The organism is Pseudorhodoferax sp. LjRoot39 (genome assembly GCF_964253035.1).
Classification (GTDB): domain Bacteria; phylum Pseudomonadota; class Gammaproteobacteria; order Burkholderiales; family Burkholderiaceae_C; genus Pseudorhodoferax.
Genome location: NZ_CAXUQL020000001.1, coordinates 6,572,642 through 6,585,829 on the forward strand (window position 1 = coordinate 6,572,642; position 13,188 = coordinate 6,585,829).

Annotated in this window: 9 protein-coding genes; 7 read left to right on the plus strand and 2 right to left on the minus strand. The window is 69.8% G+C overall.

Annotation, left to right across the window (positions count from 1 at the left end; translation table 11 throughout):
• The first annotated feature begins 8 nt into the window (after nt 1–8).
• The 5 genes from ACSQ4M_RS30715 to ACSQ4M_RS30735 all read left to right on the plus strand — a co-directional run bounded on the left by ACSQ4M_RS30715 (nt 9) and on the right by ACSQ4M_RS30735 (nt 8,069).
• Nucleotides 9–434 carry a hypothetical protein gene (locus tag ACSQ4M_RS30715; RefSeq protein ID WP_056656397.1) on the plus strand — a complete coding sequence of 142 codons (426 nt, stop codon included), beginning with the start codon at nt 9–11 and terminating at the stop codon, nt 432–434.
• 22 nt (nt 435–456) lie between these two features.
• Nucleotides 457–945 (plus strand): DUF6152 family protein, encoded by a 489-nt coding sequence (locus tag ACSQ4M_RS30720; RefSeq protein ID WP_436193155.1) that lies wholly within the window; start codon nt 457–459, stop codon nt 943–945.
• A gap of 88 nt (nt 946–1,033) precedes the next feature.
• Complete coding sequence (locus ACSQ4M_RS30725; protein WP_436193156.1) at nt 1,034–3,208, plus strand: putative bifunctional diguanylate cyclase/phosphodiesterase; 2,175 nt, start codon at nt 1,034–1,036, stop codon at nt 3,206–3,208.
• A gap of 131 nt (nt 3,209–3,339) precedes the next feature.
• Complete coding sequence (locus tag ACSQ4M_RS30730) at nt 3,340–7,065, plus strand: PAS domain S-box protein (protein ID WP_436193157.1); 3,726 nt, start codon at nt 3,340–3,342, stop codon at nt 7,063–7,065.
• Complete coding sequence (locus tag ACSQ4M_RS30735) at nt 7,062–8,069, plus strand: HD domain-containing phosphohydrolase (RefSeq protein WP_436193158.1); 1,008 nt, start codon at nt 7,062–7,064, stop codon at nt 8,067–8,069. The genes ACSQ4M_RS30730 and ACSQ4M_RS30735 overlap by 4 nt, the downstream gene beginning before the upstream one ends.
• A gap of 1 nt (nt 8,070) precedes the next feature.
• Here the strand turns inward: ACSQ4M_RS30735 and ACSQ4M_RS30740 are convergent, their stop codons facing one another.
• Both ACSQ4M_RS30740 and ACSQ4M_RS30745 read right to left on the minus strand, forming a co-directional pair.
• Nucleotides 8,071–9,054, minus strand: coding sequence for a response regulator (locus ACSQ4M_RS30740; RefSeq protein WP_436193159.1), 984 nt, complete (start codon nt 9,052–9,054; stop codon nt 8,071–8,073).
• Nucleotides 9,035–12,382 (minus strand): ATP-binding protein, encoded by a 3,348-nt coding sequence (locus ACSQ4M_RS30745; protein WP_436194093.1) that lies wholly within the window; start codon nt 12,380–12,382, stop codon nt 9,035–9,037. The genes ACSQ4M_RS30740 and ACSQ4M_RS30745 overlap by 20 nt, the downstream gene beginning before the upstream one ends.
• Nucleotides 12,383–12,579: 197 nt before the next feature.
• On the opposite strand from ACSQ4M_RS30745, the gene ureA reads away from it, so the two are divergent.
• Nucleotides 12,580–12,882, plus strand: coding sequence for an urease subunit gamma (gene ureA, locus ACSQ4M_RS30750; RefSeq protein ID WP_436193160.1), 303 nt, complete (start codon nt 12,580–12,582; stop codon nt 12,880–12,882).
• Entirely contained in the window at nt 12,882–13,187 is a 306-nt protein-coding gene (locus ACSQ4M_RS30755) for an urease subunit beta (RefSeq protein ID WP_436193161.1), read from the plus strand. The genes ureA and ACSQ4M_RS30755 overlap by 1 nt, the downstream gene beginning before the upstream one ends.
• Nucleotide 13,188 lies beyond the last annotated feature (1 nt).

The following is a 13,188-nucleotide window of genomic DNA, read 5'->3' on the forward strand; positions in this document are numbered from 1 at the left end:
ATGGCCGCATGGACGCCTTCGCCGCCCTGCAGTCCCACCCCTGGGCCTACCCAGCCCTCGAAGTGGTGCACATCGTCGGCATCGCACTGCTGCTGGGCAACCTCGTGGCGCTCGAGGTGCGCGTGTTCGGCGGTGCCGCCGCGCTGCCGGTGCCGGCGCTGGCGCGGTTGTCGCTCACGCTGGCGCTGGCCGGCTTCGCGCTGGCCGCCGGCAGCGGCCTGCTGATGTTCGCCAGCCACCCCGGCGAACTGCTGGCCAACCGAAGCTTCCTGCTCAAGATGGGGCTGCTGGCGCTGGCCGGCTGCAACGCAGCCTGGTTCCACGGCCGCGGCGCGCTGGCGCGGCTCGACCGGCTTGCCCGGCTGCAGATGCTGGCATCCACCCTGCTGTGGCTGGCTGCCATTGCCTGCGGCCGCTGGATCGCCTACGAATGAACCACCACCAAGGAGCGATGCCATGACCCTGCACCTCACGCGCCGCCGGCTGCTCGCGCTGGCCAGCCTGGCCACCCCGCTGGCGCTGCAGCGCGCCCACGCCCACCACGGCTGGAGCAGCTTCGACCAGGACCGGCCGATCTACCTGGAGGGCCAGGTCGTCGAGAGCCGCTGGCGCAACCCGCACGCCGAACTCGTGGTCGAGACGCCGGCCGCACTGGCCCTGCCGGCCGATCTGAAGCAGCGCACTCTGCCCTCCCAGAGCGCCGGCATCGACGGTGCCGCCTTGCTGGCCAACACCGTACTGCCCACGCGCAAGGACCGGCGCTGGGAGCTGGAACTGGCACCGCTCACGCGCATGCGCGCCTGGCAGGCCGCGGAAATCCGCACGGGCGACCGCGTCGCAGCCGTGGGCTTCACGTTCAAGGGCGAGCAGGGCGATGCCGTCATGCGGGTGGAGTACCTGTTCGTGGGCGACAAGACCTACGGGCTGCGCTCCAGCCCCGCATGAACAGGACAGCATTCAATGTGAATACAAAACTGTTGCTTGACAACAATCCATACAATCATGGCCGTTTTACAGCACCGACACAGCCACCATGTCCGCCCCGCTCCCCCGCTCCGTCGACCCGACCGGTCGCGGGAGCGTGCGGCCCCGGCGGCGCAACCTCGCCGCCGCGGCAGCTGCGCGCGCCACCTGGTGGTTTGCCGGTGCCGCCGTCACGCTGTTGCTCGCCTGGTGGCAGCCGGCAGGCCTGCAGCATCTGGATCTGCTGGCCTACCACCTGCTGCAGCCCGACGCCGCAGCGCCTGCTGCAGTGCTCCCCCTTCCTCCCGTGGCCGTCGACCAAGTGCCGACGCCACTGGCCGCGCTGTTCACGCTGCTTCTGGTGAGCGCGGTGGCGCTGCGGCCACGCAAGGCACCGGCACGCCTGCTGCTGGCCCTGGCACTGCTGTGCCTGCCGCTGGCCGCCAGCTCGGCCTTGCTGACCCAGCAGCGCTGGCTGCCCCCGGCCTTGCCGGTGGCCGGCCTGGCGGTGGCGTTGGGCTTCCGTGAGGCAGCGCGGGCACGCGCGGAGCAGCGCCAGCAGCAGCGCACGCGCGCCCAGGCCCAGGCCGCACTGCGCGCCATCGACGATGCAGTGCTCACCGTCGACGGCGCCGACCACACCGTGCGCTTCGCCAATCCCAGCGCGGTGCTGCAGGCCGCGCCGAGGGTGCTGGACGGGCGCCCGCTGGCCATCGCCTATCCATTGGAGGCGCACAGCCACGAGGCGCTGCATGCTGCCATCACGGCCTGTGTGGCCCAGGGTGTCAGCGTGCGTGTGCGCGAATTGCTGCGCCTGCGCTCGGCCGAGGGCCTGCGCAGCCTGCGCGCGACAGCCAGTCCGCTGCGCGCCACGGACGAGGTGATCGACGGCGCCGTGCTGGTGTTCACCGACATGACCGGAGCACTGGAAGCCGCCCGCGAGCGCGAGCATGCCGCGACCCACGACGCCCTGACCGGCCTGCCCAACCGCGTTCTGCTGCAGGAGCAGTTGCAGCTGACGCTCTCGCGCGTCAAGCGCCAGCACAGCGTGGCGGCCATCCTGTTCGTCGACCTGGACCGCTTCAAGCACATCAACGACACGCTGGGCCACCGCACCGGCGATGCCATGCTGCGCGTGCTGGCCCAGCGGCTGCAGGCCCTGTGCCGCAACACCGACACGGTGGCGCGCTGGGGCGGCGACGAGTTCGTGCTGATCCTCGAAGACGTGGGCGGGCCGGAGGGCGCCGCGCTGGGCGCCACAAAGATCGTCGACGCGCTGTCGCGCGACGTGGCGCTGGGCCCGGAGTTCAGCCACCGCCTGCTGCCCAGTTCGGCCAGCGTGGGCGTGGTGCTGGTGCCGCGCGATGGCACGCAGATCGAGGACCTGCTGTCCAAGGCCGACATGGCCATGTACCGCGCCAAGGGCCAACCCAAGGCCAGCTTCCACATCTGGGCCGCCGACATCAACGCCCGCATGCACGACCGCCTGGCGCGCGAGGTCGACCTGCGCCAGGCCCTGCTGCACGAGCGCCTGCAACTGCACTACCAGCCGCAGTTCGCCTTCGATGGCGGCCGCATGATCGGCATGGAAGCCCTGATGCGCTGGCATCCCGCGCCCGGGCAGTCCGTGCCGCCGTCCGAGTTCATCCAGCTGGCCGAGGAATCCGGCCTGATCGTCGACATGGGCGCCTGGGCCGTGCGCCAGGTCGCCCGGCAGCTGGCCAGCTGGCAGGCCGCCGGGCTGCGGCCGGTGCCCGTGGCCGTCAACGTGTCGGCGCGCCAGTGGACCAACGGCGAGATCGTGCAGGTCGTGCGGCTGGCGCTGCGCGAGGCCGCGATCCCGCCGGCGCTGCTGCGGCTGGAGATCACGGAAACCGTCGCCATGGGCGAAGGCGACCAGATCATCGCGCTGCTGCACGACATCCACGCGCTGGGCATCCGGCTTTCGCTGGACGACTTCGGCACCGGCTATTCGTCGATGGCCTACCTCAAGCGCTTCCCGCTGGACGAACTCAAGATCGACCGCAGCTTCGTCACGGCGCTGCCGCAGGACCAGCAGGATGCCGCCATCGTGCACGCCACGGTGGCACTGGCGCGCGGCCTGGGCCTGCGCGTGCTGGCCGAGGGCGTGGAAACGCAGGCCCAGGCCGAATTCCTGGCGGCCTGCGGCTGCGACGGCGCGCAGGGCTACCTCTACAGCCCGCCCGAACCGGCCGAAGCGGCGGCGCTGCGCCTGCAGAACTGAGCAAAACTGCGGCGTCCGCGCCACAACGGCGCGGGAAAACAGCGTGCATGTGGAAAGCTTGCATGCCTGCATCCGCTCCTTTGGCGAACATACGCACCGCACGATTTCGTCAGTTTTTGCAACAAGTTCAGATGCAGCCGCCACCCACATTCGATTGGTCCCGCTGGTTCCTGCTGGAGCCGGTGCCACCGGCGCAGCAGATCGCGGGCGGCTACAACCCCTGGCTGGTGGCGCTGTCGGTGCTGGTCGCGGTCGCCGCCTCGTGGGCCGCGATGCAGCTGGCCGCTGGCGCCCGCCGCACCACGCGGCCGGCAGCGCGCTGGTCTGCTTTGGGTGCCGGCTCCCTGGCGCTGGGCGCCGGCGTCTGGGCCATGCACTTCATCGGCATGCTGGCTTTCCAGTTGTGCACGAACGTCGACTACAGCCCGGGCATCACGCTGCTGTCCATGCTGCCCAGCCTCGCGGCCGCCGTCGCCGCCTTGCACCTGCTCGCGCGCCCGCGCGTGAGCGCCGGCCAACTGCTGCTGGGCGGCCTGCTGGTGGGGGCCGGCATCGGCACCATGCACTATGGCGGCATGCTGGCCATGCGCATGGACGCTCGGCTGGCGTTCGATCCGCTCGGCTTTGCCGCCTCCATCGCGCTGGCGGTGGTGCTGGCCGTGCTCGCGCTGTGGATCCGCTTCGGCCTGGCGCACCGCCTGCACCTGGGCGGCCAGGCGCTGAACCTGCTGGCTGGCGTGGTCATGGGCCTGGCCATTGCCGGCATGCACTACCTGGGCATGGCCGCCGCGCGCTTCATCGGGGAGACCGATCCGGCCTTCGACCCCACCCAGGACACCCAGGCCGTGCTGGCGCTGGGCATCGCCTTCGTGGCCGTGACCATTGGCGCGCTGGCCGTCACCGTGCAGGCACTGCTGCGCTCGCAACACCTCAACCAGCGCCTGCGCGACAGCGACGGCCGGCTGCGCGCGGTACTGGACGCGGCGGTGGACGGGATCGTCTCGACCGACCGCGAGGGCCGCATCCTGTCCTTCAACGCATCCGCCGAACGCATCTTTGGCTGGCCCGCGCAGGAGATCGTGGGCCGCAACATCGCCCTGCTGATGAACAACATGCCGGCCGATCCGCGCTCGGCCGCCCATGCCGCGCAGCTGCAGGACCGTTTCGGCCCGCTGCTGGGCGCCAGCCGCGAAGTCGTCGGCCGGCACCGCGACGGCCATCCGGTCGCGCTGCGGCTGGCGATCAGCCGTACCGAAGACACGGGCGAGCCCATGTACCTGGGCATCGTGACCGACATCTCCGAGCGCAAGGCCATCGAGGGCACGCTGCGCAACCGCGAAGCCCAGTACCGCACGCTGATCGCCAACATGCCCGGCGTGGCCTTCCGCAGCGAGGCCAGGCTGCACGCGCAGATGCTGTTCGTCTCCAAGCGCATCGAGACGCTGACCGGCTGGCGCGCCGATGAGTTCACCGGCAAGCTGCGCAGCCTGGAAGCCTTGATCCCGCCGGCCGACCGGCAGGCACGCAGCACCGCCATCGCCCAGGCGCTGGAGCAGGACCAGCCCTATGCAGTGGAATACCGCATCCGCCGCGCCGACGGGGCCGAGCGCTGGGTTTCCGAATCGGCCGGCGGCGTGCGCGATGCCGACGGCGTGCTGCAGTGGATCGACGGCGTGATGCTGGATGTGACCGACGAGCGCGCCCGCGCCAAGGCACTGGAGACCACCGGCTCGGTGCTGAACCGCGCCATGGCCGTGCTGGAGATCGATCCCGACGGCCGCATCCTGGCCTGCAATGACAACTACGTGGCCATGGTGGGCTACGACCGAGCCGCTGAACTGATCGGCCGGCCTTACCAGGACATGTTGCCGCAGCACCAGCGCGCCTCGCCGGAACAGCTGCGCATGATGGAGGCGCTCAAGCGCGGCGAAGTGCTGGCCGGCGAGTTCGAGCGCGTGGGCAAGAACGGCCGCGAACTGTGGGTGCAGGCCACCTACAACCCGGTGTTCGACGGCGCCGGCCGTGTCGTCAAGACGATGGCGTTCAAGACCGACATCACGCTGCGCAAGACCATGGAGCGCGAACTGCGCCGGGCCAAGGCCGCCGCCGAGCAGGCGGCCCAGGCGCGCAGCAGCTTCCTGGCCAACATGAGCCACGAGATCCGCACGCCCATGAATGCCATCCTGGGTTTCACCGACGTGCTGCTCAACACCGCGCTGGCGCCCACGCAGCGCCGCCACCTGGAGACCGTGCGCCAGGCTGGCCAGTCGCTGCTGGGCCTGCTCAACGACATCCTGGACACGGCCAAGCTCGAGAAGGGCGCGGTCGAACTGGAGATCGCCGACTTCTCGCTGCGCCAGCTCTGCGAGCAGGTGGTGAACTCCATGCGCCTGTCCGCCGAAAAGAAGGGCCTGGCGCTGACGCTGGACTACCCGGCCCTGCTCTCCGACTACCGCCAGGGCGACGCGCTGCGCATCCAGCAGGTGCTGGTCAACCTGGTCGGCAACGCGATCAAGTTCACCCACAGAGGCCATGTCGGCATCCACATCGAGCAGCGTGACCAGATGACCGTGATCGCCATCGTCGACACCGGCATCGGCATCGCGCCGGACCGCGTGGAGCGCATCTTCGACGCGTTCGCGCAAGCCGATGCCACCATCACGCGCCAGTTCGGTGGCACCGGCCTGGGCACCACCATCGCACGCCAGCTGACCGAGCGCATGGGTGGGCGCATCGTGGTCAGCAGCCAGCTTGGCGCGGGCAGCCGCTTCGAGGTGCAGCTGCCGCTACCGGGCGGCCAGGAGCCGGTGGCGAACGCTGCCGCCAGCACCAGCCAGCTGCCGCCGCTGTCGGTGCTGGTGGCCGACGACGTGCCGCAGAACGTGGAACTGCTGGACCTGCTGCTGCAGGCCGATGGCCACCGCGTGCGCAGCGCACGCAACGGGCGCGAGGCACTGGCGCTGCTGGCCGAGCACAGGTTCGACCTGGTGCTGATGGACATGCACATGCCCGAGCTCGACGGCCTCAGCGCCACGCGCACATGGCGCACGCGCGAGCGCGACCAGGGCCTGGTGCCCACGCCCGTCATCGCGCTGACAGCCAGCGTGCAGGCGGCCGACCGGCTTGCCGCACAGCAGGCCGGCATGGACGGCTTCGCCACCAAGCCGGTGGTGACCGGCCAGCTGTTCGGCGAGATGGCGCGCGTGCTGGGTCTGCAAACGCAGATGCCGGCCACGCGGCCACTGGAGCTGCGCGAGAGCGCCTCCGATGTGGTCGACTGGAACCAGGGCCTGGCCTTGTGGAAAACCCGCGAGCGGCTGCAGAACGCGATCGCCAACTTCGTGCGATCGTGTGCCACCACCCCGCTGGACCTGGCCGACGCACTGGACCGCCAGGACGCTGCCGCGCTGGCCGCGCTGGCCCACCGCGTCGGCGGCGCCGCCGGCAACCTGGCGCTGCCGGCCCTGCGCCTGGCCGCGCAGGCGCTGGAGCGCGCGGCACGTGCCGGGCAGCTGGCCGCCATGCAGGCCGGCGTGCCGGCCCTGCTGGCCCAATTGCAGGCCGTGGTGGCAACCCTGCCGGCTGCGGCGCCCGAGCCAGCGCCCGCGCAGCGCCCGCCCACCATGCTGGCCCCGTTGGAACAGCGCAGCGTGCTGTCGGACCTGGAGGACCTGCGGCGGGCCTTGAAGCGCAACGAACTCGACGAAGACGCGCTGAACCAGCTGGCCGACGTGCTGTCGCCAGCGGACATGTGCCAGTTGATGGACGCCATCGACAACTTCGACTTCGAAGCTGCAGTACGCTGCGTGGACAGGCTGCGCGCCAGCCTGCAGACCGAGCTGGGAACCTTGCCATGACGACCGAGACCGACCGCCGCCCGCGCCTGCTGCTGGTGGACGACGAACCCACCAACCTGCAGGTGCTGCGCGGCGTCCTGCAGTCCGACTACCGGCTGCTGTACGCGCGCGACGGCGCCACGGCGCTCAAGCTCGCGCGCGAGGAAAAGCCCGACCTGCTGCTGCTGGACGTGATGATGCCGGGCATGAGCGGCCACGAGGTCTGCCGCACGCTCAAGGCCGACGCCGTCACCCAGTCCATCCCGGTGGTGTTCGTCACCGCACTGTCGGACGCCGGCGACGAGGCGCAGGGTTTCGACGCCGGTGCGGTCGACTACATCATCAAGCCCGTGAGCCCGCCCGTGGTGCGCGCGCGCGTGCGCACCCATCTGTCGCTGGTGCGCATGGACGAGCTCAGGGCCTCGCGGCTGGAGATCGTGCAGCGCCTGGGCCGCGCCGCCGAATACAAGGACAACGAGACCGGCCAGCACGTGCTGCGCATGAGCCACTACGCCCAGGCGCTGGCGCTGGCGCTGGGTTTCGATCCGCGCGATGCCGAAGACCTGCTGCACGCCGCGCCCATGCACGACGTGGGCAAGATCGGCATTCCCGACCACATCCTGCGCAAGCCGGGCCAGCTGACGGCCGAGGAATGGGCCGTGATGCGTTCGCACGCGGCCATCGGCGCCGACATCATCGGCCAGCACGACAGCGGCGTGCTGCACATTGCCGCCAAGATCGCGCTGAGCCACCACGAAAAATGGGACGGCAGCGGATACCCGAACGGCCTGGCCGGTGAAACCATTCCGCTGGAGGCGCGCATCGTCGCCATCGCCGACGTGTTCGATGCGCTGACCAGCGTGCGGCCCTACAAGGCGGCCTGGAGCGTGGACGACGCCGTGGCGCTGCTCGAGCGCGAGGCCGGCAAGCAGTTCGACCCCGCGCTGGTGCCGGTCTTCGTCGATATCCTGCCGCAGGTGCTGGTGATCCGGGCCCGCTTCTCGGACGTGCCCACACCAGCCTGAATCAGCCCTGGAACTGCGGCTGCAGTTGCCGCACGCGCTGCAGTGCCACCGTAGCCGCCGCGGTACGCGTCTCCACACCCAGCTTGACGTAGACGCGCTCCAGGTGTTTCTTGATGGTGGCGGGGCTCGCGCCCAGGATCTCGCCGATGTCGCGGTTGGTCTTGCCCTTGACCAGCCAGTACAGCACCTCGGCCTCGCGCGCGGTCAGCGCCAGCGACAGGCCCAGCGCCTCGATCACGGCGGCATCGGACTCCTCGCGCATGACGATGAGCCAGTCGCCGCCCCCCTCGCCGTCGCCGGTCTGCTGGTGCAGCCGGAAGCTCAGCGCGCGGGGGCCTTGCTCCAGGCGCAGCGGCGGCGGCTCGATCTGGCGCTGTTCGGCATCGGCCGCATGGCGCCGCAGCCAGTCCAGCACGGCCTCGGGCGCCACGCTGCCCACGTTCGGGTCGCCGCAATAGCGCTGCAGCAACTCGCGCGCCAGCACGGTCTGCCACATCAGCCGGCCGTCGCTCAGGCGCACGGTGATGCTGGCGTAGCCGAAGGCGTCGAGCGCATTGCGCGCCTGGCGCCGCTCGCGCGCACTGGCCAGGTGGACACCCATGCGGGCGAGCACCTCCTTGGGCTTGATCGGCTTGGTCACGTAGTCCACGCCGCCGGACTCCAGTGCCGCGACCAGGTGCTCGGTCTCGGTTAGGCCGGTCATGAAGATGATGGGGATGTGGGCAGTGGCCGGCGAGGCCTTGAGCCTGCGCGCGACCTCGAAGCCGTCCATGCCCGGCATCATGGCGTCCAGCAGCACCACGTCGGGCAGCGCCTGGGCCGCGCGCTGCAAGGCCATCTCGCCGCCCGTGGCGACCAGCACCGTGAAGCCCGATTCGTCGAGCGCGTCGTGCAGCACGGCGAGGTTGTCGGGCACGTCGTCGACGATCAGCACCACATCGCTGTTGGCGCGGTCCAGGGTCTGGTCAAGGGGTGGGTGCGGCATCGGCTTGTTGCAGCAATCGGCTCATGGCCTCGAACTGGAATTGTCGGGCCAGCGCGCGCATCTGCTGCACGAAGCCGGCGCAGGCCGGCTGGCTGCGCTCGATGGCGTCCAGCGCATTCATGATGCCGCGGTGGAAGCCCAGGTCGACCGCCTGCTGCAGCGCTTTGCGGCTGGCCGCGTCGGGATAGGCCAGCGGTGCGGCCGGGGCCGGCTGCGCTGCCGCGGCGTCGGCGGCCGGCGCCTTCTCCAGCCACTCCAGCGCGAGCTGGCGGCCCAGCCAGTCCAGCAGTTCGGACAGGCGCACGGGCTTGACGAGAAAGTCCTCGGGCCGGATTTCCACGTCGTTCTCCAGGCCCTTGTCGAATGCGTTGGCCGAGACGATGGCGATGCGCGGCGGCCGCGGCAGCAGTGCGCGCACGCGGCGGATGGTCTCCCAGCCGTCGATGCCGGGCATGGCCAGGTCCATCAGGATGGCGTCGGGCCGGTAACCCGCGACCAGCAGATCCAGGCAGTCGTGGCCGCTGGCGGCCGTGCGCAGCTGCAAACCCAGCGGCTCCAGCAGGTGCACGAGCAGTTGGCGGTCGACCTCCTCGTTGTCGACCACGAGGATGCTGCGGCGCGGGCCGGCATAGCCATGGCGCGGCGTGGTGGTCCGCGCCACCTGCCGCCCGGCGCTGCCATGCTGCGCGGGCAGGAACAGCCGCACCCGGAACTGCGAGCCCACGCCAGGTTCGCTCGTGGCCGTGAGCTCGCCGCCCATGAGGTCGGTCAGCATCTTGGCGATGGTCAGGCCCAGCCCGGCGCCGCCCGGCGCGCTCTGGCCCGGCGCCGGCGCGCGCGCGAAGGGTTCGAAGATCTGCGCCAGCGCATCGGCCGCGATGCCGGGGCCGCTGTCGGCGATCTCCAGGGTCGCCATCTCGCGCTGGTAGCGCACGCGAAAACGCACATGGCCCACGGCCGTGAACTTGATGGCGTTGCCCAGCAGGTTGATGAGGATCTGGCGCAGCCGCTGCTCGTCGGCGCGCACGAGCTCGGGCAGCTGGCCCTCGGGCTCGAAGTGGAAGGCCAGGCCCTTGCCCTCGGCCTGCAGCTCGAACATGGCGGCAACCTCGTGCACGGTGTCGGCGAAGGCCATGGGCCGGATGTTCAGCGTGAGCTTGCCCGACTCGATGCGCGCGATGTCCAGCGTGCCGTCGACGAGCTGCAGCAGATGCTCGCCGCCGCGCTTGATCACCTGCACGGCATGGCGCCGGTGCGGCGGCACGGCGGCGTCCTCGCCCATCAGCTGCGCATAGCCTAGGATGCTGTTGAGCGGCGTGCGCAGCTCGTGGCTGATGGCGCTGATGTAGCGGCTCTTGGCTTGGTTGGCCTGGTCGGCCTGGCGGCGCGCTTCCTCGGCGACCTGGCGCGCACGCTGCAGCTCGGCATCGGTCTGGCGGTGCAGCGCGATCTCGCGCACCAGCAGGTGGGTCTGGCGGTTGGACTCTTCCTGGGCGACCTGGCGGCTCTTGTGCGCCAGCACCAGCCACCAGGCCACGATGCCGGCCGCCAGCAGCAGCGCCATGTAGGCCTTGGTGAAGCCCGAACGCAAGGCGTCCTCGGCCAACCGCGCGCCGGCCATGCCTTCGGTGACCGCCGTCTCCTGGCTGTAGAGCAGGCCGAAGACGGCCGCCAGCAGCGGCACCAGGATCAGCATGAGCAGCAGGTAGTGCGCGAGCCCGGTCTCCAGGTACGGCCAGATGCGCCGTGGCAACAGCCAGCGCAAGGCGGCCGACCATTGCCAGGACAGAGACGCGCGCGGCTTGCAGAGGTCGCCGCAGCGCGCGTCCAGCGTGCAGCACAACGAGCAGATCGGCCCCTGGTAGGCCGGGCAGTGCGCCATGTCGGGGCCCTCGTACTCGCGCTCGCAGATCACGCAGCGGTGGGCCTGGGGTGTCGACTCCCTGGCGATGTAGTAGCGGCCCTTGGTCAGCCATGCCAGCAGCGGCGAAGCCACGAAGGCCGTGCCCAGCGCGATCAGCGCCGAGAAGGCCTGCGCCAGCGGACCGAACAGTCCGATGTAGGCGCTGATGGACAGCGCCGAGGCGAGCGCCATGGCGCCCACGCCCACGGGGTTGATGTCGTACAGATGGGCACGCTTGAACTCGATGCCCTTGGGCGACAGGCCCAGCGGCTTGTTGACGACCAGGTCGGCCACCACCGCCATGATCCAGGCGATCGCCAGGTTGGAGTACAGGCCCAGCACCTCGCCCAGGGCCTGGAACACGTTCATCTCCATGAGCATGAACGCGATCAGCGTGTTGAACACCACCCAGACCACGCGCCCGGGGTGGCTGTGCGTCACGCGCGAGAAGAAGTTGGACCAGGCCAGCGAGCCCGCGTAGGCGTTGGTCACGTTGATCTTGAGCTGCGAGACCACCACGAACAGGGCCGTGGCCGCCACCGCCCAGCCGTAGTTCGGAAACACGTACTCGTAGGCCGCCAGGTACATCTGGTTCGGATCGACCGCACGCTCCTTGGGCACCATGTGGGTGATGGCCAGGTAGGCCAGCAGCGCACCGCCCAGCATCTTGACCACGCCCAGCACCACCCAGCCCGGCCCGCCGACCAGCACGCCCAGCCACCAGCGCCCCCGGTTGGCGCGTTCGCGCACCGGCATGAACCGCAGGTAGTCGGCCTGTTCCCCCATCTGGGTGATCAGCGCGATGCCTACGGTGAGGGCTGCACCAAACAAGTGCAATTCAAACCCATCACGCGAGGATTTTTCACCGACATAGTGCGTAACGCCCAAGAACGCACCAGGATCGCGCATCAGCACATAGACGAAGGGCACGACCAGCATGACCAGCCACAGCGGCTGCGTCCACATCTGCAGCCGGCTGATGGCCGAGACGCCGTGCGTGACCAGCGGGATCACGACCAGCGCACAGACAAGGTAGCCCCAGGTCGGCGGAATGCCCAGCGCGAGTTCCAGCGCATAGGCCATGACGGCGGCCTCGAGCGCGAAGAAGATGAAGGTGAAGCTCGCGTAGATCAGCGAGGTCAGCGTCGAGCCGATGTAGCCGAAGCCCGCGCCGCGCGTGAGCAGGTCCATGTCCAGCCCGTAGCGGGCGGCGTAGATGCTGATCGGCAGGCCGGCCAGGAAGATGATGAGCCCGGTGGCCAGGATGGCCCAGAACGCGTTGACGAAGCCGTACTGCACCAGCAGCGTGGCGCCCACGGCCTCCAGGATCAGGAACGATGCCGCGCCGAAGGCCGTGTTGGCCACGCGCCAGGACGACCACTTGCGAAAGCGCGTGGGCGTGAAGCGCAGTGCGTAGTCCTCCATGGTCTCGCGCGCGACCCAGCTGTTGTAGTCGCGCCGGACCTTGACGATGCGCTGCGGGGCGTTCTGTTCGAGGGGGGCGGAAGTCTCTTGCACGGGGCGTTGACAGCGCAGCTTTCATGCCACGTGCTCACACCACGGCACGATGCTTGCTGAATAATTGTTCGACACCACCCACCACAGCCCGATCTTCGAGCGACATGGAACTCACACCGCGAGAGAAAGACAAGCTGTTGATCTTCACTGCCGGCTTGCTGGCCGAGCGCCGCAAGGCCCGCGGGCTGAAGCTCAACTACCCCGAAGCCGTGGCCCTGATCTCGGCAGCCGTCATGGAGGGCGCCCGCGACGGCAAGACCGTGGCCGAACTCATGAGCGAAGGCCGCAACGTGCTGACGCGCGACGACGTCATGGACGGCATTGCCGAGATGATCCCGGACATCCAGGTCGAGGCCTCGTTCCCCGACGGCACCAAGCTGGTCACCGTGCACCAGCCGATCCCGTGATGACGCCGGGCGAACTGCTGGTCGACGCGGGCGACCATGAACTCAATCCCGGGCGCCGCACGCTGACCGTGCTGGTCAAGAACAGTGCCGACCGGCCGATCCAGGTCGGCTCGCATTACCACTTCGCCGAAACCAACGGCGCACTCGACTTCGACCGCGATGCGGCACGCGGCATGCGGCTCAACATCGCGTCCGGCACCGCCGTGCGCTTCGAGCCCGGCCAGCAGCGCACCGTGGAGCTGGTGGACTTCGCCGGCGACCGCACCGTGTACGGCTTTCGCGGCCTGATCCAAGGAAAACTCTGAC

Bases quoted from the DNA above. Each gene is read 5' to 3' on its own strand.
- ureA (WP_436193160.1), top strand. From the start codon at position 12,580: ATGGAACTCACACCGCGAGAGAAAGACAAGCTGTTGATCTTCACTGCC.
- ACSQ4M_RS30720 (WP_436193155.1), top strand. From the start codon at position 457: ATGACCCTGCACCTCACGCGCCGCCGGCTGCTCGCGCTGGCCAGCCTG.
- ACSQ4M_RS30755 (WP_436193161.1), top strand. From the start codon at position 12,882: ATGACGCCGGGCGAACTGCTGGTCGACGCGGGCGACCATGAACTCAAT.
- ACSQ4M_RS30735 (WP_436193158.1), top strand. From the start codon at position 7,062: ATGACGACCGAGACCGACCGCCGCCCGCGCCTGCTGCTGGTGGACGAC.
- ACSQ4M_RS30740 (WP_436193159.1), bottom strand. From the start codon at position 9,054: ATGCCGCACCCACCCCTTGACCAGACCCTGGACCGCGCCAACAGCGAT.
- ACSQ4M_RS30725 (WP_436193156.1), top strand. From the start codon at position 1,034: ATGTCCGCCCCGCTCCCCCGCTCCGTCGACCCGACCGGTCGCGGGAGC.
- ACSQ4M_RS30745 (WP_436194093.1), bottom strand. From the start codon at position 12,382: ATGGAGGACTACGCACTGCGCTTCACGCCCACGCGCTTTCGCAAGTGG.
- ACSQ4M_RS30730 (WP_436193157.1), top strand. From the start codon at position 3,340: ATGCAGCCGCCACCCACATTCGATTGGTCCCGCTGGTTCCTGCTGGAG.
- ACSQ4M_RS30715 (WP_056656397.1), top strand. From the start codon at position 9: ATGGACGCCTTCGCCGCCCTGCAGTCCCACCCCTGGGCCTACCCAGCC.